Genomic DNA, 20,514 nt, shown 5'->3' on the forward strand with positions numbered 1-20,514 from the left:
CGGACGTCGTGGCGATCGGGCGCGCGACGCTGCGCGCCGTCGCCGCCAACGTCGCCCACGACGTGGCGTTCGGCCGGCTCCCGCTTCTCCTGCCGGCGCTGGCGGTGGCCGGCATCTTCGCCGCGGTGCTGTCCCCCGTCGCGCCGCCACCCTGGCCGCTCGCCGGCCTCTTCGCGGCGCTCGTCGCGGCACGGGTCGCGGTGGGGCGCAGCCGGGTCGCCTGGCTCGCCGGCCCGATCCTCGCGGTGTCCGCCGTCGTCGCCGGGGCGCTCGCCCTGTCCGTGCAGGAGAGGGTGGCGGGCACGCCGGTGCTCCAGGCGCCGGCCACCGTGGCGCTGGAGGGTCGCATCGACCTCGTCGAGGCGCGCGGCGACGCGCGGCACAGCCTCACGGTCAGCGTCACCGGCGGAGACTTTCGAGAGACGGCGCCCCGCCGGGTGCGGCTCAGCGTGCGCGGCGGTGAGGACTGGCGGGTCGGTGAGACCATCTCCCTCAAGGCGCGGCTCTTCCCGCTGCAAGGGCCGGTGCTGCCCGGCGGCTACGACGCCTCGCAGCGGCTCTACTTCGACGGCATCGGCGCCACCGGCTTCGCCTACGGCACGCCGACGCGCCTCGCGCCTCCGGACGGAGGCCTGTCCGCGGCGGTCGATCGGCTGCGCTCGGACGTGGAGGGGCGCATCGACGTCGCGCTCGGCGAGATGGCCCCGTTCGCCGCGGCCCTCCTCGTCGGTCGGCGCGGCGAGATGCCTCCGTCCGACGTGGAGGCGTTGCGGGTCAGCGGGCTCGGTCACATCCTCGCGATCTCGGGGCTCCACATGGCGCTCGTCGCCGGCTCGGTGTTCGCGGCGGCCCGCCTCGCCCTCGCGCTCGTGCCGCTGCTCGCGCTCGGCGCGCCGATCCGCAAGTGGGCGGCGGTGGTGGGGCTCCTGGCCGCGACGTTCTACCTCGCCCTGTCGGGCGGCTCGGTGGCGACGGTGCGCGCCTACGTCATGCTGGCGGTGGCGCTCGTCGCCATCCTGGCGGACCGGCCGGCGCTCACCATGCGGACCGTGGCGACCGCCGCGGTCGTGGTGATGCTGATGGACCCGATCAGCGTGACCGAGCCGTCCTTCCAGATGTCGTTCCTCGCCGTCATCGCGCTCGTCGGGGCCTACGAGTGGTGGACTGCGCGGCGGGTCGCCCTCGGCGGGGGGTGGGCCCGGCCATTCGTCGCGTTCGTCGTCGGGCTCGCCATGACGTCGCTGATCGCCGGGCTCGCCACCGGGCCGGCTGCCGCCTACCACTTCAACCGGCTGGCGCCGTTGACCCTCGTCGCGAACCTCGTCGCCATGCCGGTGCTAACACTCCTTGCGATGCCTGCGGGCGTCATCGCCTTGGCGCTGATGCCGCTCGGGCTCGAGGCGATCCCGTTGAAGGTGATGGGCGAGGGGCTCGAAGTCATCATCGCCGTCGCGCGCTGGGCCGCCGAGCGGACCGGCGACGCGGGCCTCACCGGCGCGGTGCCGGCGGCCGCCGCGGTCCTGTCCGTCGCGGGGCTCTTGTGGCTCGCGGTCCTGACGGCGCCTTGGCGGCTCCTCGGCCTCCTCGCCATCGCGGCGGGCCTCGCCCTCGCGCCGCTCGGCCCGCGCTACGACGTGATCGTCTCCGAGACCGGCGACACCGTCGCCGCGCGTGGCCCGGACGGTCGGCTCGGCTTCTGGGGCGACGCGGACGGCTTCGTCGCGGCGCTCTGGCTGAAGGCGGACGGCGATCCCCGCGCGCCGAGCAAGGAGCTGTCGGCCAGCCGCTGCGATCCCCTCGGGTGCACCCTGCCGCTGGGGGCGGGCTCGCTCGCCCGCAGCACGTCACCGCGCGCGCTCGTCGAGGACTGCCTCCTCGCCAAGGTCGTCGTCACCAGCGGCGTCGCGCGGCGCTGTCCGGCCGAACTCGTCGTCGATCGCAGGACGCTGCGCGAGGGCGGCGCGTTCGCCGCGTGGCGCGACGGGGACGGGAGCTGGCGCGTGCACGTCGGCCGGCCCTACGGCGCCGTGCGCCGGTGGCACGTGCCGGCGGACGTTGTGCGCGACTGACCCTCACGCATCGACCAACGACAGCACCGCCTCCGCAGCAAGGTCGGCCGGCGGACGCGGCACGCGCATGGCCGCCGCGAACTCGTCGAACGCCTCGAGTTGCGCGCACCGTTCGCCGCGGTCGCCCGAAAGGAGCGGCGCCAGCGCGGCGGCAAGGGCAGCGGGCGTTGCCTCCTCCTCCAGGTAGGCCGGGATGGCGTTGCGGCCGATCGCGATGTTGGTGAGCACCATCGACGGCGCGGTGACGATGGGGATCACGCCGTTCAGCCGCTTCACCAGCCGGGCGGCCCGGTCGAGCTTGTAGGCGACGACCATGGGCACGCGCGCCGCGGACAGCTCCAGCGTCACCGTGCCCGAGGCCGCGAGCGCGGCGTAGGCGCGCGCGAAGGCGGACCGCTTGTGCGCCGCGCCCACGAGGATACGCGGCGGCGTCGCCCAGCCGGCAGCGAGCGCCTCGACCCGCGCGGCGAGGTGGGGCACGGCAAGCAGCTCCACCGGCAAGCCCGGTGCGAGGCGTGCGAGCGCCTCGCCGAACACTGGCATCAGCCGCTCGACCTCGGCCCGGCGGCTCCCCGGCAGGACGAGCAGCGTGCTCTCGTCCCCCGCCGCGGCGCCTTCGCCGACGCTGCGCATCGCCTCGAAAAGCGGGTGGCCGACGTAGACGCAGGGCGGCCCCCCAAGGCGCTGGTGCGCCGCCGGCTCGAACGGGAACAGCGCGAGGACGAGGTCGACGTAGGGCCGCATGGCCCGCGCGCGCCCGGGACGCCACGCCCACACCGTCGGGCTGACGTAGTTGACGATGGGCACGCGCGGCAGCCGGCGCCGGACCCGACGGGCGACGCGATGGTTGAACTCCGGCGCGTCGATGACGACGAGGACGTCGGGCCGGAACGCGACGACCGCGTCGGTCGCCTCGGCGATCCGCCGCAGCAGCGCCGGCAGGCGGCGCACGATGGCATCGATCCCCATCACCGAGATCTCGTGCAGGGCAAACAGCGGATCGAGCCCCGCGGCGACCATGTCCTCGCCGCCCACGCCGCACCAGGCGATGGTCCGGCGCGCCGCGAGCGCGGTCATCAGCGCCCCGCCGAGGCGATCGCCGGATTCCTCGCCGGCGAGGATCGCGACCCGCAACGGCGCTGCCTTCACCGGGCGATCACGAAGGCGCCGGCACGGTCGGCAGCGGCGATCATCGCCGCCCGCTCGGCGAGCACCGTGCGCCCCGCCTCGAGCGCCATGCCGCCGAGCCCCGCCGCGACGACGCCGGCGAGCGTCGCCGCGCCGACGGCCGGCACATCGGCGCGCATGTCCTGGCCTTCCTTGGCGCGCTTGACGAGGACGCCCGCACCGCGAGCGCCGGCGAACCGGCGGGCGCGGCGCAGCTCGGCGCAGCGCGCCAGCATCGCGTCCGTCCCCTCAGCGGCCTCCACGGCGACGACGCGCCCTGCCACCACGACGGCCGCCTGGCCGACGTCGAACGACGCGGCCGCTTCGAGGAAGCGCGCGCCGACGTCGATGTCGGCGAGGTGGTCCTCGCGCGGGCGGTGCCGACCGAGCGCTCCCGCCGGCGCCATGAGCTCGGGCACCGCCTCGGCGACGGAGACGACGCGCACCCCCTCCTCCTCGAACAGCGCGATGACCTTGCGCACGATGGCGTCGTCGCCGCCGATGGCCGCGCGCAGCAGGCGAGGCAGCAGCTTCAAGGTATCGACGTCACCCAGGATGCGCGCGTAGTCCGGCCGCGCACGGATGGCGCCCAGCATCAGGACCTCGCCGCAGCCCCGCTCGAGGATGAGCCGACGCAGGCGGCCGACCTCGCCGTAGCCGACGCGGTGCGTTTCCACGCCGGGCGGGCCGTCGTCGGCCTCCCCCTCCACCGCGAACACGACGACGGGGCGGCGGGCAGCGAGCGCGCTCGCCGCCTCCCACGGGAGCGCCCCGGCGCCCGCGAGGATGGCGAGCGGCCCCGCGCTCATCGCCCCGATTCGAGAAGGTCCACCGCCACGGCGTCGCGGGCGTCCCGCCTCGACTGCATGTACGGTCGGTTCGGCGCGGCGTCCATGAACTCGAGGATCGGCCGCACGACGGGCTCATGACCGAGCCGCTCGCGCAGGGCTGCCTGCCGATCCTTGAACACGCCCTCCGAGGCGAAGAGGATGTCGTAGGCCTCCCGCAGGGTCTGCACGGAGGCACGGTCGAAGCCCCGCCGCTTGAGCCCGACGAGGTTGAGGCTCTCCACCCAGGCGACGCGGCCGGTGACGTAGGCGTAAGGGACCACGTCGCGCGTCACGCCGGCAAGGCCCGAGACGAACGCGTGGGCGCCGACCCGCGCGCGCTGCAGGATCGCGGTGCCCCCTCCGACGAGGACGCGGTCGCCGAGCTCCACGTGCCCGCCTACGAGGACGTGGTTCGACAGCGTGACGCCGTCACCGACGATGCAGTCATGCCCCACGTGCGAGCCCACCATGAAGTACGCATCGTCGCCGACCAGGGTGCGCCCGCGCCCGCGCACGGTGCCGGCGTGCACCGTCACGTGCTCGCGCAGGACGCAGCGCGCGCCGATCGCCAGCTCCGTCGCCTCGCCACGGTGGCTGAAGTCCTGTGGTGGCTCGCCGACGATCGCGCCGGGGAAGAGCCGCGTCAGAGCCCCGATCGTCGTGCGCCCGGACACCACGGCGTTGGCGCCCACGACGACACCGTCGCCAAGCGTCACGTCACCGCCGACGACGGCGTGCGGTCCGATGCGCACGCCCTCGCCGAGGCTCGCCCCGTCCTCCACGATCGCCGTCGGATGAACCCTCGGCTCGCGCTCGGCCTCGTCCACGCCTACTCGCGCACGATCATGGCCGAGACGTCCGCCTCCGCGACCACCTGGTCGTCCACGATCGCCTCGCCGTGGAAGCGCCAGATGTTGCCGCGCTGACGCTCCTTGGTCATGTGGTAGGCGACGACGTCTCCAGGCCGCACGGGCTTCCTGAACTTCGCCTTGTCGACGGTCATCAGGTAGACCAGCGAGGGCCGCTCACGCCCCTCCGCGACCATGCAGAGGACGCCGGCGGTCTGCGCCATCCCCTCGATCAACAGGACGCCCGGCATGACGGCTTCGGCCGGGAAGTGCCCTTGGAACTGCGGCTCGTTGTAGGTGACGTTCTTGATCCCGATGCCGGAGTTGTCGCCGTCGATGTTGATCACACGGTCGATCATGAGGAACGGGTAGCGGTGCGGCAGGTAGCCGAGGATGTCGCCGATCTCGGCGCGCGTCACGCTCGCCTTGGGCGCATTCTCCGTCCGTGTGCCAACATCCATAACATCGCTTTCCGTCACGCCACTGCCATCCCAGCCCGGGACCATCGTCAAGGTTTTGGCGCTGCGGACTGCGAGCGCAAGAGCCGGTAGTACTGCTTGCGCTCGCTGAAGTAGCGTGCGGCGTCAATCGCCGGGTTGCCGCCCCAGGTCGCGCCCTCCGGAACGTCGTCGCCGACGCCGGAGAAGCCGGCGATGGAGGCGCCCGCGCCGATGGTGATGCCGTCGCGCAAGCCCGAGCCGCCGCCGATTGTGACACTATCGCCCAAGGTCACCGAGCCTGCGATGCCGACGCACCCGGCGATCACGCAGTGGCACCCGATGGACACGTTGTGGCCCACCATCACCATGTTGTCGATCTTGGTGCCCTTGCCGATCACCGTGTCGCGCCGCGAGCCGCGGTCGACGCACGAGTTGGCGCCGATCTCGACGTCGTCCTGGATCACCACGGCGCCCACCTGGGGCACCTTCTGGTAGCCCTTCGGCGTGCGCGCGAGGCCGAAGCCGTCCTGGCCGATGCGCACCCCCGGGTGGATGATGACGCGGTCGCCGATGTGAGCGCACTGCACCGTCGTGTTGGCGCCGATCACCGTGCCTCGACCGATGGTGCACCCCGGCCCGATGACGACGTTCGGGCCGATGACGGAGCCGCGGCCGACCTCCACGCCGCGGGCGACGACGGCGAACGCCTCGACGATGACGTTCGCCTCGAGGCCACCCGGCTCCTCGACGATGGCGCTCGAAGCGACCTCGCCGCCGCCACGGCTCGTGAGCGGTCGTGGACGCATGGCGGAGGGATGGAACAGGGCTGCGGCGAGGCCGAAGGCGTTCGCCGGCCGCTCGGTGAGGAGCGCTGCGCAGCCCTCCGGCACGCTCTCCAAGAAGCGGGGCTGCACGAACACCGCGCCGGCGCGGGTCGTCTCGAGGTCGCGACGATGCCGGGGGTTGCGGAGGAAGGACACGTGCTCGGCGGTCGCCGTATCGAGGGGCATCACGTCCGACATGATGCGCTCGCGCGCCGTCCCATCCACGGTGGCGCCCACGGCGTCCGCGATGGCGCCGAGGAGGAGCGGGTCGGCGGGCGGAAAGAAGCGGCTCATGACGGGCGTCCGCTCGAGGGCTGATGCGCTGCGCTCGCCGGGCCGAGACCCGACGAGTGCAGCGGAAGGCGCCGTTCGGCTAGAACCTCGTGCCGCCGGAGAGGCGGAACACCTGGGTCTTGTCGGCCTCGTTCTCGGCGAACGGCACCGCGAAGTCGGCACGGATCGGGCCGAACGGCGATTGCCAGGCGATCCCGACACCGCCGGACGCGCGTAGGTCGAAGTCGTTGGAGACGATGGGACCGGCGTTGCGCGACCGGATGTCCGGGTCGACGCCCCACAGCGATCCGGCGTCCGCGAAGACCGCCGCCGTGAGGTTCGCCTCCGGCGGCAGGAACGGCACCGGGAACGTCGCCTCGACCGTGGCGGCCACGTAGTACCGCCCGCCGAGCGCCTCGTCGGTCAGCTCGTCGCGCGGACCGATGCCGGTGGGGTCGAAGCCGCGCACCTTGCTGCCGCCGAGGAAGAACTGGTCCTGGATGCGCAGCTCGTCGTCGAGCGCCTCCATGGCGCCGCCCTCGATGGCGACGAAGCCGAGGATGCCGTAGGCCGGGACGAGCTCCTGGTAGGCACGCGCGCGGGCGGTGCCGCGCACGAAGTAGGTGTCGCCGCCGAGGCCGGCGACCTCGGCGGTCGCCTTCGCGTAGATGCCCTCGCGCGGGTTATACTGGTCGTCGAGGTTGTTGTAGATCAGCGACGTGCCGATCAGCGAGGTGAGGCGCGAGCCCTCGCTCTCGCACACGGCGATGGGCAGGTCGCCGCTCTCGCACTCCTGGTCGTCCACTGAGACGTCGCGGTTGAACAGGTTGTAGAACACCTGCACCGCCGTCTCCTCGGTGAGCGGTACGCCGAGGCGCAGGGCGCCGCCGGTCTCGTTGGTCGTGTAGTCGCGGCCGTCGAAGTCGTCCTGGCGGCGCGTGTAGAGGTCGAACCCGCCCTGCAGGCGATAGCCGAACAGGTAGGGCTCGGTGAACGACAGCTCCGCGCTCTGGGTGCGCAGGCCGCCGCCGAGGGAGGCCTTCACGTACTGGCCACGCCCGAGGAAGTTGCGCTCCTCGACGGAGACGTCGCCGACGATCGAGTCGGACGTCGAGTAGCCGATGCCGAACGACACCTTGCCGGTGGCCTGCTCGGTGACGGCGACGGTGACGATCACGCGGTCCGGCGCCGAGCCGGGGCTGGTCGAGATCCGCACGGTCTCGAAGAAGCCGAGCGCGCGCAGCCGGCGCTCGGCACGGTCGATGAGGATGCGGTTGTAGGCGTCGCCCTCGGCGATGTCGAACTCACGGCGGATGACGTAGTCGCGCGTCGTCGTGTTGCCGACGATCTCGACGCGCTCGATGAACGCCTGCGTCCCCTGGTCGACCCGGTAGACCACGTCGATGGTCCCGTCCTCGAAGTTGCGCTCGCCGGTGGGAACCACCGCGGCGAACGGGTAGCCCTGGCGGTTCGCCTCGAGCGTCAGGTCCTCCAGCGACCGCTCGATCTTCTCAGCCGAGTAGCGCCGTCCTGGGCGCGACTTGACGCGGCTGGAGAGCTCGTCGGGGTCGAGGTCGGCGAGCGTCGTGTCCACGCGCACCGTGCCGAACTCGTACTGCGTCCCCTCGTCCAGGGTGAAGGTCACGAAGAAGGCGTTGCGCTCGCGGTCGTAGTCCGCCGTCGCCGACAGGAGGCGGAAGTCGGCGAAGCCGCGGTTGAAGTAGTACCGGCGCAGGAGCTCCTGGTCCGCCTGAAGGCGCTCGGGGTCGTAGGTGTCCGTGGCGCGCAGGAAGCCGAGGAGGCCGGCCTCCTTCGTGCGGATGACGTCCCGTAGCCGGCTGTCGGAGAACGCGCGGTTGCCGATGAACGAGATGCGCGCGATCTCAGTGCGCTCGCCCTCCGTGATGTCGAAGATGAGGTCCACCCGTCCCTCGCCGCGGTTGATCACCTGCGGCTCAACGCTGGCGCGGTAGTTGCCGCGACGGCGGTAGACCTCGAGGATGCGCTGGACGTCGGACTGCACCTGGGCGCGACGGAACACGGAGCGCGAGCGGCTCTCGACGACGCTTTCGAGGTTGGCGTCGTTCACCGCGCGGTTGCCCTCGAACGACACGCGGTTGATGACCGCGTTCTCCACCACAGACACCACGAGCGTGCCGCCGCGCTGGTTGATGGATACGTTCTCGAACAGGCCCGTCGCGAACAGCGCGTCGATGCTCTCGTCGATCTCGCGGGGGCCGAAGGAGGCGCCGGGCTCGATCGTGACGTAGGCGCGGACCGTCTCGTCATCGACGCGTTGGTTGCCCTCGACGACGATCGTCGAGACCACGGCGGCGGCCGCCGATCCGACGAAGCCCATGAGGACGGTGAGAACCAGCGTCGCGGCGCAGAGGGCGTGACGCAGTGGGGGGCCCGGACGAAGGAACATGGTCGGGACGCTGCCTCGCTCGTCGTTCATGATCACCCGGACAGCGGGCGACCCGCACGAGCTATGATCCGCCCGACCTTGCCAAACAAGGCAACGTCCCGGAGCGGGTGCCCCTTTGCGGGCGGACCGTTGCAGCCGCGCAACGGTCCTCAGGACGTCAGGAACAGGACGTCGTTGAAGGTCGCGAACATCATCAGGAGCAGGACGAGGCCGAGCCCGATGCGGAAGCCCACGTCCTGCGCCCGAGGCGACAGGGGTCGTCCCCGTACCGCCTCGACGGCGTAAAACAGCAGGTGTCCGCCGTCGAGCATTGGGATCGGCATCAGGTTGATGAGGCCGATTGAGATCGACAGCATGGCGGCGAGCGTGAACAGTGCGGTCACGCCGATGGAGGCCATGTCGCCCGAGATCTTGGCGACGCGCAGCGGACCACCGAACTGCTTGGCGGACTGCTCGCCGGTGATGACGCCGGCGATGACCTCCACGGTCCGGGTCGTGATGTAGACCGTCTCCTCGACGCCCGCGGCCACCGCGCCGACGGGACCGAAGGTCTCCCGGCGCACGTCCTCCGGCTCGGTCCGGTTGCTGATGCCAAGGAAGCCTGCCGAGTATGGGGTGCCGAAGCGGTCGGTGAGGTCGCGCTGCTCGGGCGTCGCGACGAGCTCCACGGGGGCGCCGTCCCGGGTGACGGTGAAGGTCAGCGTGCGCCCCCCCGAGCTCGACACGGTGCGAAGGACGTCGATGAAGGCGCCGACCTCCTCGCCGTCGATGGCGGTGATGACGTCGCCTGGAGCAAAGCCGGCCTCGGCGGCAGGGCTCGCCGGCTCCACCCCGGTCACCCGCGCGTCGACAGCGGGCCGCCCGACGATGAGGAAGGCGATGGCGAAGATCGCTATGGCGAGGAGGAAGTTGGCGGCCGGCCCGGCGGCCACGATCGCCGCGCGCTGCCAGAGCGGCTTCAGGTAGAACGAGCGGCTGCGCTCATACGCATCCATGGCGGCGAGGGCGTTGGGGTCGGGCACGCTCGCAGCGTTGTCGTCGCCGGCGAACTTCACGTAGCCGCCCAACGGAACCGCCGCCACGCGCCAGCGCGTCCCGGCGCGGTCGTTCCAGCCGAACAGCTCCGGACCGAAGCCCAGCGAGAAGGTGTCCACCGCGACGCCGCACCAGCGCGCGACCAGGAAGTGTCCCAGCTCGTGGACGAAGATGATGATGCCAAGAACGAAGAGGAACGGCGGGATGTACGCCGCCACGTCCACGAGCCACGACACAAGCTGCACTGATTAATCCCTCTTCAGGCGTTGAGCGGCCATACGGCTTCCGATGAGCGGTGGGCACCGCAGGCGACCTCAGGCGACGCCGCACTCGATCGTGAAGCGCTCTGCGACGCGGCGTGCCTCGCGGTCGGTCGCCTCCACGTCGCCCACGGTGCGCGCCGCGGTCGAGGATCCTGCCATCGCCTCGAGTGCCCGCTCCACCACCTCGGCGATGTGGAGGAAGCCGATCCGGCCGGCGAGGAAGGCCGCCACCGCCACCTCGTTGGCCGCGTTCATAACATTGGTGGTGGAACCACCGGCGGCAAGCGCCTCCCGGGCCAGCCGCAGCGCCGGGAAGCGGACCTCGTCCGGCGCCTCGAAGGTCAGCGGACTCGCCGCCACGAGGTCGAGCGGTGAGACGGGGGCGGGCGCGCGCTCCGGCCAGTTGAGGCAATGCGCAATGGGCACCACCATCGACGGGTTCGACAGGTGGGCGAGGCAAGAGCCGTCGGCGTACTCGACGAGACCGTGCACCACGGACTGCGGGTGGACGACGACGTCGATGCGCGACGGACCCACGGGGAAGAGGTGATGGGCCTCGATGACCTCGAGCCCCTTGTTCATCATGGTCGCCGAATCGATGGTGATCTTGGCACCCATGGACCAGTTGGGGTGGCGCAGGGCGTCGCGCGGCAAGGCAGCCGCCATGGCCTCGCGGCTCGAGGTGCGGAAGGGCCCGCCGGACGCGGTGAGGACGATGCGCCGCACCGCGCCGAGGGCGCCGCGCTCGAACACCTGAAAGATCGCGTTGTGCTCGGAGTCCACCGGCAAGAGCGTGGCTCCCGCCTTGGCGGCGCGGGGCATGACGACGTCGCCGGCCGCCACGAGGCACTCCTTGTTGGCGAGGCAGACGACGCGCCCAGCGTCCAGCGCCGCGAGCGTCGGGCGCAGCGCGGCAAAACCCGGGATCGCGACGATGACGCGGTCCGCCTCCATGGCGGCGAGCGCCTCCATGGCGCTGGGACCCGCGTCGCAGGCGAGGCCGAGCGGGACGAGCGCCGCCGACAGGTCCGCCGCGCGCTCAGGGTCCGCGACGACGGTCATCTCCGGCCGGTGCACCGCGGCGACCTGCGCCAGCGCGTTGACGTCCCGCCCCGCCGCGACGCCGACGAGGCGGAAGTCGCCGGCCTCGATGGCCTTCAGCGCGGACGTCCCCACCGAGCCCGTCGCGCCGAGGAGGACGACGCGGCGGGCCACGTCAGCGACCCATCAGCGCGAGGAGCCCGCTCGCCGGCGTCTCGCCGGCGGCAAGGTTGCCGAGGCACACGGTGACGAGCGCTGCCGCGATCAGCCCGTCCACGCGGTCCATCACGCCGCCGTGGCCTGGGATCAGCGAGCCGGCGTCCTTGATGGCGAAGCGGCGCTTGGCGGCCGACTCCAGGAGGTCCCCGGCCTCCGCCGAAACGGCGACGAGGGCGGCGGCGAGGAAGGCGACGGCCGAGAGCGGCGCGTCGAGGGCGATGGCGACGAGCCCGCCGCACGCGGCACCGGCGACCAGGCCGCCGAGCGCTCCGGACCAAGTCTTGGACGGCGACACGCGTCGCCACAGCCGGGGCCCGCCGACCTTGCGTCCGACGAAGAAGGCCGCCGTGTCCGTCGCCCAGGCGACGAGGAAGACAAAGACCACCGCGCCGAAACCGTCGGCCCCCTTGCGCAGCTCGATGAGCGCGATGATGGCGGCGCCGGCGTAGAGCACGCCCGCGGCCACCCAGCGGACCGCGACCAGGGGACGCCTGCGGAGCGCCGCGAGGACGGTCGCAGCGACCGCCGCGAGGAGGACGGCGAGCGTCACAGCCACCAGCTGGGTCGCCGCCGAAACGGCGACGAGGCCGAGCGCGACGAAGGCCGCGGCGTTGATCTCCAGCATTGCGCCGGCCCCCACCATGCGCAGCCACTCGTACACCACCAGAAGGCCGGTCAACAGGACGACCCCGGCAAAGGGGACCTCCCCGAGCCAGGTGGTGACGAGGACGACGGGGATGAGGATCGAAGCAGACAGCAGCCGCAGCCGCATCTCGCGCTGGAAGACGAAGCGCTCGCGCAGCCGGCGGACCCGCTCGCGGATGCGCGACGGCGGCCGATGCGGAGGCCGGGCGACCACGCGGGCGTCGGTCCGACGGCGGCCGATCATGGCTTGGCGAGGGACACCGGCACCGCGCCGAAACGGCGCTGGCGCGTCGCGTAGTCCGCCAACGCCTCGTCGAACATCGCCTCGGAGAAGTCGGGCCAAAGCGTCTTGGGGAACGCGTACTCCGCGTAGGCGGACTGCCACAGGAGGAAGTTCGAGATCCGCAGCTCGCCGGACGTCCTGATGACAAGGTCGGGGTCAGGCAGCGCCGCGGTATCGAGGTAGCGACTGAACGTCTCCTCGTCGAGCTCGTCCGGGGCGATCTCCCCGCGCGCCGCTGCTGCGGCGGCGCGTTGGACCGCGCGCACGATCTCGTCGCGTCCGCCGTAGTTGAAGGCGAGGACGAGGTCGCGACCATCGTTCTGCCGCGTCCGCGCCTCGGCGTCGTCGATGAGGCGCGTCAGCTCCTCCGACAGGTCGGCACGTCCGCCGATCACCGTGATCCGGACGTTGTTCTCATCGAGCTCGTCGAGGTCGGCGCTGATGTAGCGTCGCAGGAGCGACATCAGCTCGTTGACCTCCGCCTGCGGCCGGTTCCAGTTTTCCCGGCTGAAGGCGAACAGCGTCAGGACCGCGATGCCGCGCGCGCCGGCGTGACGCACGGTGCGCCGCACCGCCTCGATGCCTTGCCGATGTCCCAAGGTGCGCGGCAGCCCGCGCCGCCCCGCCCATCGCCCGTTGCCGTCCATGATGATGGCGACGTGCCGCGGCAGGTCGCGCGGCGGATCGACGGCCCGCGGAAGCGGCTGGAGCGTTGCGGCCAGGGGATCGGAACTCACGGCGGAGGCCCCCGTCAGATCTGCGAGATCTCTTGCTCTTTCTGGGCGACGATGCCGTCGATCTCGCCGATCTTCTCGTCGGTGAGCTTTTGCACCTGGTCGGAGGCCTGGCGCTGTTCGTCCTCGCTGACGTCGGACTTCTTGACCGCCTCCATGCCGTCGCGACGCACGTGGCGCACGGCGACGCGCGCGGACTCGGCGTACTTGTGCGCCACCTTCGCGAGCTCGCGGCGACGCTCCTCGTTCAGCTCGGGGATCGGAATCCGCATGAGCTGGCCCTCAACTATAGGATTGAGGCCGAGCGACGATTCGCGGATCGCCTTCTCGACGGACTGCGCCATCGAGCGGTCCCACACGTGGACCGAGATCATCCGCGGCTCGGGCACGGAGACCGTGGCGACCTGGTTGAGCGTCATCGTGGCACCGTAGGCCTGCACGGTGACGGGCTCGAGCATCGAGGCGGACGCCCGCCCGGTCCGAAGCCCGGAAAGCTCCGTCTTGAGGACCCCGAGCGCGCCGTCCATCCGCCGCCTCAGGTCGTCAAGGTCCACCGCGCTCATGCAACTTGTCCTCTTCCGCTCGCCGGCGAGCCGCCGGGATGGTTCGCCTACGTATCAACCTGTAGCACCGGCGACAACGCGTGGCTGCGAGGGCTCGCGCCGTCGTTCGAACGATCGAGCCATCAGTCCGATACGATGGTCGAGGTGCCCTCGCCACGCGCCACCGCAGGCAGCGCCCCGGCGGACTTGATCGAGAACACCACGATGGGCAACCGGTTGTCGCGGGCCAGCGCGATGGCGGCCGCGTCCATCACCCCGAGGCTCTTGGAAAGCGCCTCCTGGTGCCCGACGCGCTCGTAGCGCGTCGCCGTCGGCTCGCGGTTGGGATCGGCGGTGTAGACGCCGTCGACCTGGGTGCCCTTGAGCAGCGCGTCGCAGCCCATCTCCACCGCGCGCAGCGCCGCTGCCGTATCCGTCGTGAAGAACGGATGCCCGGTGCCCGCCGCGAACAGGACGACGCGGCCCTCGGCCATGTGCTGCAGCGCGCCGCGATGGGTGAAGCGGTCGCAGATCACCGGCACGTCGATGGCCGACAACACCACCGCCTCGGTGCCGAGCGCCCTCAGCTGCGCGGCGACGGCGACGGCATTCATCACGGTGGCGAGCATGCCCATCTGATCGCCCGCCACGCGGTCGACGGCGGTCAGCGCGTGGTTCGCTCCGCGCAGGAAGTTGCCGCCGCCGATGACGAGGCCGACCTCCCGGCCGGTGCGCACCACCTCGACGATCTCCGAGCAGATGCGCTGCAGCGTCGGCTGCGAGATGCCGTGGGCACCCTCGCCCATCAGCGCCTCGCCGGACACCTTGATGAGAAGCCGGCGCCAGTCGGACGCCGGCTTCAGATCGCTGAGCTCCACCTAGCGGCCGGCCGCGGCGGCAACCTCAGCCGCGAAGTCGCTCTCGTCCCTTGCGATGCCCTCGCCGAGCGCGAAGCGGGCAAAGCCGGTGACCTCGATGGGCGCACCGACCGGGCCCTCCGCCTCCTTCACCGCCGCCTCGACGGTCTGGTCGGGGTTCACGACGAAGCTTTGCTTCAGGAGGACGACCTCCTCGTAGAACTTGCGCATGCGGCCCTCCACCATCTTCTCGATGATGGCCTCGGGCTTGCCGGAGGCGCGCGCCTGCTCGGCGTAGACCGCGCGCTCGCGCTCCACAGCCTCGGGTGGCACCTCGTCCACGTTGAGCGCGAGCGGGCCGACGGCGGCGATGTGCATGGCGACCTTGCGCCCGAGCTCGTCGAGCCTGTCCTTGTCGCCGGACGAGCGCATGGCGACGAGGACGCCGAGCTTGCCGAGCCCGGGCGCCACCGCGTTGTGCACGTAGGTCGAAACCACGCCGTCGGGCACCTCGAGCATCTCGGTGCGCCGAAGGTTGAGGTTCTCGCCGATGGTCGACACCGCCTCGGTCACCTCCTCGCCCACCGTGCGGTCGGAGTCGGGAAAGGGCTTTGCCTTCAGGGCGTCGATGTCGCCACCCGCCGACAGCCCCTCCTGCGCGATGGTGCGCACCAGGGTCTGGAAGGTCTCGTTGCGCCCCACGAAGTCCGTCTCGGAGTTGACCTCCACCAGCGCCGCCCGGGTGCCGTCGCCGGCGACCCCCACGAGCCCCTCGGCGGCGACGCGATCGGCCTTCTTGGCCGCCTTCGACAGGCCCTTCTTGCGCAGCCAGTCGACCGCCGCCTCCATGTCCCCACCGCTCTCGTTGAGCGCGGTCTTGCAGTCCATCATGCCGACGCCGGTCTTCTCGCGGAGCGCCTTCACCTGCTGCGCCGTGATCGTCATTCTCGAGTCCTGGGTCTTGGAGCGGCGCGGCGGACGCGCCGCACCCTCATGTTCGATTGAGCGGCCGGAGTCGACCCCCGGCTAGGAAATTAGCCGAGCCTGGATCGCCCCGGTCCCGCCCGTCCTCGCGGGCCCAAGAGGGTGCGCGGAAGGATGGCGGAGGGCGGCCGCGGGCCGTGAGTTAGGACGTCGCCATCGCCGGTTGAACCCCCTCGGGCCCGTCGGCCATTGGCTCCTCGCCGCTGCCGACGGTGTGGCGCACGAGCGGCCGCAGCACACCGTCATGCAGCGCGTAGACGAGGCCGTAAATCTCGAGCGCCTGTCCTCGCTTCCACGCGTTGCGCACGATCGTCGTGCGCGCGACGTTGCGCGCCTGCTCGATGACGTTGAGCTCGCACAGCCGGTCAAGCCGATGCTCCTGGGGCGTGGCATCCACGTGGGCAGCGTTCAGCCTGCGCACGAGGCGGATGTGGTTCAGCCAGTTGTCGATGAGGCCGTGGTCCTCGTCCGACATCGACGCCGCGATGCCGCCGCAGCCGTAGTGCCCGCACACGATGACGGTCTTCACGCGCAGGATCTCCACCGCGAACTGCAGGACCGACAACAGGTTGAGGTCGGACGGCGCTACCACGTTCGCGATGTTGCGGTGGACGAACACCTCGCCTGGGGGAAGGTCCATGATCTGGTTCGCCGGCACGCGGCTGTCGGAGCAGCCGATCCACAGCCAGTCGGGTGCCTGCTGGCGCGACAGGCGCAGGAAGAACTCTGAGTCGGCTGCCGTGACGCGCTCCGCCCAGGCGCGGTTGTTGTCGAGTACCTTTGCGATGTCGCCCATGGAACCTCCAGCGCGGTGCGCCAGGGACTGGGCACCGTCGCGACCATAACAACACGCCGGGACCTCCCCAAGCCGCGCCGTCCTCTGACGGTCAGCCGGCCGCTTGGCCGGTTGATCCAGGCCAGGCGAACTCCGCGGCGATCCCCAGCACCGCGGAGGCGGCGAGCACGACGAGGATCGACCACTTGAAACCGACGAGGAGGACGACGCCAAGGACGGTCAGCGCGACCGCCACCAGATCCACTGCCGGCGTCGTCGGCCAGGGCATGTCGAGCGGCCCCGCAGTCAGGCGACCTACGTCGAGGAAGAGGACGTGCAGCGCGAACCACAGCGCGAGGCTCGCGATGACGCCGACCACCGCGGCGGTGACGGCGGCGAGCGCGCCGCGCAGGCGCGCGCGCGTGTTGAGCCACGCGATGTAGGGGGCGCCGACGAAGATCCACAGGAAGCACGGCACGAACGTCGCCCACAGCGCGACGGCGGCGCCGGCGACCGCGAAGCCGACGCTGCCGGAGGCGTTCCAGGCCGCAAGGAAGCCGACGAACTGGGTGACGAGGATCAGCGGGCCCGGAGTCGTTTCGGCGAGCCCGAGCCCGTCCATCATCTCGCCGGTTGCGAGCCAGCCGTGCAAGGCCACCACTTCCTGCGCCATGTAGGCGAGGACCGCGTACGCGCCGCCGAAGGTGACGACGGCGAGGCGCGAGAAGAACCACCCGAGGTCGGCAAGCAGGCCCGCCTCGAACGCGGACAGCGCGGCGAGCGGCACGAGCCACAGCGCAAGCCACACCGCCGCGGTGCGCGCCGTCCCGGCCGCAGAGGTGGCAGGCCGCGCCGCGGGCACGGCCACGGCGGCGGGCGCCCCGCGCGCGAAGCCAACGGCTGCCGCGGCGAGGACGATCACCGGGTAAGGAAGTGCCGCCAGGAAGAGCGCCGCGAACGAGGCGAGCGCGAGCGTCACGGCGACGCCGTCCTTCAGCGCGCGGCGGGAGATGCGGATCATCGCCTCGACGACGAGGGCGATGACGGCAGCCTTGACGCCGACGAACGCGGCCTCGACGAGGGGCACGTCCCCCGCCGCTGCATACAGGCCCGCGAGGGCGAGGACGACGAGGGCGCCGGGCAGCACGAACAAGAGCCCGGCGGCGAGGCCGCCGACGACGCCGTGCCGCCGCCACCCGACGTAGGTGGCGAGCTGCATGGCCTCCGGGCCGGGCAGCAGCATGCAGAAGCTGAGGCCGGCGAGGAAGTCGTCCTCCGTCAGCCAGCGCTCCTCCTCGACGAGGATGCGGTGCATCAGCGCGATCTGCGCCGTCGGCCCGCCGAAGGACAGGACACCGATGCGCGCGAACACCCCGAGGGCGTCGCGCAGCGTAGCGTCCGCCGCGACCCGGTCCGCCGTCATCGCCGAACCCCCGCGGCCGATAAGACGCGGCCCTCGCCCGACCGCTCCGTGGCCCGGTCGGCCCGCACGGCAGCGCCCCTCATGCCGCCCGCCCCGTGGGCCAATCGTGCCCCTCCTCGTGGCCATCGCGCGCCCAGCGGTAGAGCGCGTCGTAGAGCGCCATGCCCGCCTCGAGCTGCTCGAGGTCGTCCCTGTGGAGCCGTGACAGGCCGACCGAGACCGCGAGGAGCCCCGCCGCCTGTGGCGCAAGGTCGTGCCGGTTGGTGTCCGCCGCGCGCACCACCGTGGCCAGCCGATGGAGCGCCTCCCCGCCCAGACCGAACGCCTCGACCATGGTGTCGAAGCTGCAGCGATCGCCGCGGTGGGAGAGCGCTGCTCCCTCCACATCGAACGGGGTGGCGCCGAACCTGTCGGCCACCGCGTCCACCTCGGACGGGGCGACGAACAGGAAGCGCGCCCGCCGGTCGACGAACCGGCGCACGAGCCAGGGGCAGGCGATGCGGTCGATCTTCGGCCGATGGCGCGTCACCCACAACGTCGCGTCGTGGATGGGCTTAGGCAGCGCCGCGATGGGGACGGCCGGCGCGCCCGACCGGCGCCACGCCTCGGTGCCTCCCTCGAGGAACTCCGCCGGCGCGCCCAGCGTGCGCAGGAGCGCCGCCGAGCCCTGGCTCAGCTTCAACCCCTTCTGGCAGGCGACCACAATGCGCTGGCCGGCAAGCTCGTCGGCAAGGCGAGCGACGTCGGCGAACGGCACGAGGCGCGCGCCCGGGATGAGGTGGGGATCGGCGGCGACGTCCTCGTCGATGCGGACGTCGAGCACGTGCGGTGCGGATGGGGTGCCGACGAGGCGACCGAGCTGGCCGACGGTGATGGCAGTTGGCGACGACATGCGCGTCCTCCCTGTGACGGGGGGTGGCGCGAACGTTGGGCTGTCGCCTCACGGGGTGCTCGCAGACCCCATGCCGCCGTGATGGACCGTGCGGCCGAACCGGTCAACCACCGGCCGCGATGGAACGCGAGGCGGTGGCCGAGCGCGGTTTGGGGTCAGATGGAGCCACCCAACCCCAAGAAGACCGCCCTCATCCGCGAGCTACAGCACCTTACCTTGGGTCTGAGAACACCCAGTATGCTCTAGAAGGCCAGCGCCCTTGCCGCGGTGACGAGGGGCAGCGCCGTTACCTTGGCAACGATGGAGGGGTCCGGCGCACCGTCGACCTCCACGAGGCAGATCGCCTCCGCACCGGCACGCTCGCGACCCAACGTGAAGCTTGCGATGTTGACGCCCTCCGCGCCGAGCAGCGTGCCGATGGAGCCGATGAAGCCGGGCTTGTCCTCGTTCGTCACGTAGAGCATGTGCGGCGCGAAGTTCGCCTCGAGGTTGATCCCCTTCACCTGGATGATGCGTGGCCTGCCGTCGGAGAACACGGTGCCGGCCACCGAACGCTCGCCGCGCTCCGTGGCGACGGTAAGGCGGATGGTGTTCTCGTAGGCCCCCTGCCGCTCGCGCCGCGTCTCCTCCACCTGGATGCCGCGGTCGCGCGCGATGGTCGGCGCCGACACCATGTTCACGTCCTGGAGGAGCGGCCGCATCAGCCCCGTGACTGCGGCTGCGGTCAGAGCGCGCAGGTTGAGCTCCGCGACCTCGCCCTCGTACTCGATGCGCACGGCGCGGATGCCGGTCTCCGTGAGCTGCCCCGCGAAGGAGCCGAGCCCCTCGGCGAGCGCCACGAAGGGGGTGAGGATCGGCGCCTCCTCCGCCGTGATGGAGGGCATGTTGAGCGCGTTGGAGACGGCGCCGCGCAACAGGTAGTCCGCCATCTGCTCCGCCACCTGGAGCGCGACGTTCTCCTGCGCCTCCGTGGTCGCCGCGCCGAGGTGGGGAGTGCAAACGAGGTTCGGGGCTCCGAACAGCACGTTCTCAGTCGCGGGCTCCTCGGCGAACACGTCCACCCCCGCGCCGCCGAGCCGCCCCTCGTCGAGCGCCCGCCGCAGCGCCGCCTCGTCCACCAGCCCGCCGCGGGCGCAGTTGATCAGGATCGCGCCTTGCTTCATGGCGGCGATCGCTTCGGCCGAGACGATGTTCCGGGTGCGCTCGGTCAGCGGGGTGTGCAGCGTGATGATGTCGGCCCGGCGCAGCAGCTCGTCGAGCTCGACCTTCTCGACGCCGAGCTCCATCGCGCGCTCCGCCGTGAGGAACGGGTCGAAGGCGATGACGCGCAGCTTGAGCCCGATGGCGCGCGCGGCGACGATCGAGCCGATGTTGCCGCAGCCGACGACGCCCAGCGTCTTGCCGGTGAGCTCGCGGCCCATGAAGCGGTTCTTCTCCCATCGCCCGGCCTGGGTCGACGCATCGGCCGCCGCGATCTGGCGCGACACCGCGAACATCATCGCGACGGCGTGCTCGGCGGTGGTGATGGAGTTGCCGAACGGCGTGTTCATGACGATGACGCCGGCGCGCGAGGCAGCAGGGATGTCGACGTTGTCGACGCCGATGCCGGCGCGGCCGACGACCTTCAGCCGCTTGGCGGCCGCCAGCACCTTCTCGGTCACCTTGGTGGCGGAGCGGATGGCGAGGCCGTCGACGTCCGCCACCGCGGCGTGGAGCGCGTCCTTGTCCTTGCCGAGGTCCGGCTCGTAGACGACCTCGACCCCACGCTCGCGGAAGATGTCCACCGCAGCCGTGGACAGCTTGTCGGAGATGAGGACGACCGGGCGCGGGCGCGCCGCCGGCAAGGCGGCCTGGGTAGGGGCGATCTGTTGCATGGGGTTCTCTCGAGCGCGCGGCGGCGCGGCCGGCCGCGGCGTCGGTGACGGGGGAACTGCGGCGGGGG

Annotated in this window: 18 protein-coding genes; 1 reads left to right on the top strand and 17 read right to left on the bottom strand. The window is 71.7% G+C overall.

Annotated elements, in window-relative coordinates; translation table 11 throughout:
* The first annotated feature begins 8 nt into the window (after positions 1-8).
* Positions 9-2,069, top strand: a complete 2,061-nt coding sequence (locus tag ACOOE8_RS06655; RefSeq protein WP_420394054.1) for a ComEC/Rec2 family competence protein — start codon at positions 9-11, stop codon at positions 2,067-2,069.
* 3 nt (positions 2,070-2,072) lie between these two features.
* On the opposite strand, the gene lpxB is transcribed toward ACOOE8_RS06655, so the two are convergent.
* The 17 genes from lpxB to serA form a co-directional block, all read right to left on the bottom strand.
* Positions 2,073-3,203 (bottom strand): lipid-A-disaccharide synthase, encoded by a 1,131-nt coding sequence (gene lpxB, locus ACOOE8_RS06660; protein WP_420394055.1) that lies wholly within the window; start codon positions 3,201-3,203, stop codon positions 2,073-2,075.
* Between the two features lie 11 nt (positions 3,204-3,214).
* Entirely contained in the window at positions 3,215-4,045 is an 831-nt protein-coding gene (locus tag ACOOE8_RS06665; RefSeq protein ID WP_420394056.1) for an LpxI family protein, read from the bottom strand.
* Complete coding sequence (gene lpxA / locus ACOOE8_RS06670) at positions 4,042-4,893, bottom strand: acyl-ACP--UDP-N-acetylglucosamine O-acyltransferase (RefSeq protein ID WP_420394057.1); 852 nt, start codon at positions 4,891-4,893, stop codon at positions 4,042-4,044. The genes ACOOE8_RS06665 and lpxA overlap by 4 nt, the downstream gene beginning before the upstream one ends.
* Before the next feature lie 2 nt (positions 4,894-4,895).
* Positions 4,896-5,375 carry a 3-hydroxyacyl-ACP dehydratase FabZ gene (gene fabZ / locus ACOOE8_RS06675; RefSeq protein ID WP_420394058.1) on the bottom strand — a complete coding sequence of 160 codons (480 nt, stop codon included), beginning with the start codon at positions 5,373-5,375 and terminating at the stop codon, positions 4,896-4,898.
* A gap of 47 nt (positions 5,376-5,422) precedes the next feature.
* Positions 5,423-6,472, bottom strand: coding sequence for a UDP-3-O-(3-hydroxymyristoyl)glucosamine N-acyltransferase (gene lpxD, locus ACOOE8_RS06680; RefSeq protein WP_420394059.1), 1,050 nt, complete (start codon positions 6,470-6,472; stop codon positions 5,423-5,425).
* Positions 6,473-6,551: 79 nt separating this feature from the next.
* Positions 6,552-8,879, bottom strand: coding sequence for an outer membrane protein assembly factor BamA (bamA, locus tag ACOOE8_RS06685; RefSeq protein WP_420394060.1), 2,328 nt, complete (start codon positions 8,877-8,879; stop codon positions 6,552-6,554).
* A 149-nt stretch (positions 8,880-9,028) separates the two neighbouring features.
* Entirely contained in the window at positions 9,029-10,159 is a 1,131-nt protein-coding gene (gene rseP / locus ACOOE8_RS06690; RefSeq protein ID WP_420394061.1) for an RIP metalloprotease RseP, read from the bottom strand.
* 69 nt (positions 10,160-10,228) lie between these two features.
* Positions 10,229-11,392: a 1-deoxy-D-xylulose-5-phosphate reductoisomerase gene (gene dxr / locus ACOOE8_RS06695; protein WP_420394062.1), complete on the bottom strand. Its 1,164-nt coding sequence runs from the start codon at positions 11,390-11,392 to the stop codon at positions 10,229-10,231.
* Position 11,393: 1 nt separating this feature from the next.
* Complete coding sequence (locus ACOOE8_RS06700; RefSeq protein WP_420394063.1) at positions 11,394-12,296, bottom strand: phosphatidate cytidylyltransferase; 903 nt, start codon at positions 12,294-12,296, stop codon at positions 11,394-11,396.
* A 26-nt stretch (positions 12,297-12,322) separates the two neighbouring features.
* Positions 12,323-13,012 carry a polyprenyl diphosphate synthase gene (gene uppS, locus ACOOE8_RS06705; RefSeq protein ID WP_420394644.1) on the bottom strand — a complete coding sequence of 230 codons (690 nt, stop codon included), beginning with the start codon at positions 13,010-13,012 and terminating at the stop codon, positions 12,323-12,325.
* Between the two features lie 104 nt (positions 13,013-13,116).
* Complete coding sequence (frr, locus tag ACOOE8_RS06710; RefSeq protein ID WP_420394064.1) at positions 13,117-13,662, bottom strand: ribosome recycling factor; 546 nt, start codon at positions 13,660-13,662, stop codon at positions 13,117-13,119.
* A gap of 122 nt (positions 13,663-13,784) precedes the next feature.
* The gene (gene pyrH / locus ACOOE8_RS06715; protein ID WP_420394645.1) at positions 13,785-14,447 is read right to left on the bottom strand and encodes a UMP kinase; all 663 of its coding nucleotides are present in this window, start codon (positions 14,445-14,447) and stop codon (positions 13,785-13,787) included.
* A gap of 72 nt (positions 14,448-14,519) precedes the next feature.
* Positions 14,520-15,443, bottom strand: a complete 924-nt coding sequence (tsf, locus tag ACOOE8_RS06720; RefSeq protein WP_420394065.1) for a translation elongation factor Ts — start codon at positions 15,441-15,443, stop codon at positions 14,520-14,522.
* 181 nt (positions 15,444-15,624) lie between these two features.
* Positions 15,625-16,278, bottom strand: coding sequence for a carbonic anhydrase (locus tag ACOOE8_RS06725; protein WP_420394066.1), 654 nt, complete (start codon positions 16,276-16,278; stop codon positions 15,625-15,627).
* 91 nt (positions 16,279-16,369) lie between these two features.
* Positions 16,370-17,680: a chromate efflux transporter gene (gene chrA, locus ACOOE8_RS06730; protein ID WP_420394067.1), complete on the bottom strand. Its 1,311-nt coding sequence runs from the start codon at positions 17,678-17,680 to the stop codon at positions 16,370-16,372.
* Between the two features lie 79 nt (positions 17,681-17,759).
* The gene (locus ACOOE8_RS06735; protein WP_420394068.1) at positions 17,760-18,572 is read right to left on the bottom strand and encodes a chromate resistance protein ChrB domain-containing protein; all 813 of its coding nucleotides are present in this window, start codon (positions 18,570-18,572) and stop codon (positions 17,760-17,762) included.
* Between the two features lie 242 nt (positions 18,573-18,814).
* Positions 18,815-20,446, bottom strand: coding sequence for a phosphoglycerate dehydrogenase (gene serA / locus ACOOE8_RS06740; RefSeq protein ID WP_420394069.1), 1,632 nt, complete (start codon positions 20,444-20,446; stop codon positions 18,815-18,817).
* Positions 20,447-20,514: the final 68 nt, after the last annotated feature.

It is taken from the genome of Acuticoccus sp. (genome assembly GCF_965213555.1).
Classification (GTDB): Bacteria; Pseudomonadota; Alphaproteobacteria; order Rhizobiales; family Amorphaceae; genus Acuticoccus.

Coding starts and splice junctions, on each gene's coding strand:
- chrA (WP_420394067.1), bottom strand. CDS start 17,680: ATGACGGCGGACCGGGTCGCGGCGGACGCTACGCTGCGCGACGCCCTC.
- lpxD (WP_420394059.1), bottom strand. CDS start 6,472: ATGAGCCGCTTCTTTCCGCCCGCCGACCCGCTCCTCCTCGGCGCCATC.
- uppS (WP_420394644.1), bottom strand. CDS start 13,012: ATGGACGGCAACGGGCGATGGGCGGGGCGGCGCGGGCTGCCGCGCACC.
- frr (WP_420394064.1), bottom strand. CDS start 13,662: ATGAGCGCGGTGGACCTTGACGACCTGAGGCGGCGGATGGACGGCGCG.
- ACOOE8_RS06665 (WP_420394056.1), bottom strand. CDS start 4,045: ATGAGCGCGGGGCCGCTCGCCATCCTCGCGGGCGCCGGGGCGCTCCCG.
- bamA (WP_420394060.1), bottom strand. CDS start 8,879: ATGTTCCTTCGTCCGGGCCCCCCACTGCGTCACGCCCTCTGCGCCGCG.
- tsf (WP_420394065.1), bottom strand. CDS start 15,443: ATGACGATCACGGCGCAGCAGGTGAAGGCGCTCCGCGAGAAGACCGGC.
- ACOOE8_RS06735 (WP_420394068.1), bottom strand. CDS start 18,572: ATGTCGTCGCCAACTGCCATCACCGTCGGCCAGCTCGGTCGCCTCGTC.
- fabZ (WP_420394058.1), bottom strand. CDS start 5,375: ATGGATGTTGGCACACGGACGGAGAATGCGCCCAAGGCGAGCGTGACG.
- serA (WP_420394069.1), bottom strand. CDS start 20,446: ATGCAACAGATCGCCCCTACCCAGGCCGCCTTGCCGGCGGCGCGCCCG.
- ACOOE8_RS06725 (WP_420394066.1), bottom strand. CDS start 16,278: ATGGGCGACATCGCAAAGGTACTCGACAACAACCGCGCCTGGGCGGAG.
- pyrH (WP_420394645.1), bottom strand. CDS start 14,447: ATGGGCGAGGGTGCCCACGGCATCTCGCAGCCGACGCTGCAGCGCATC.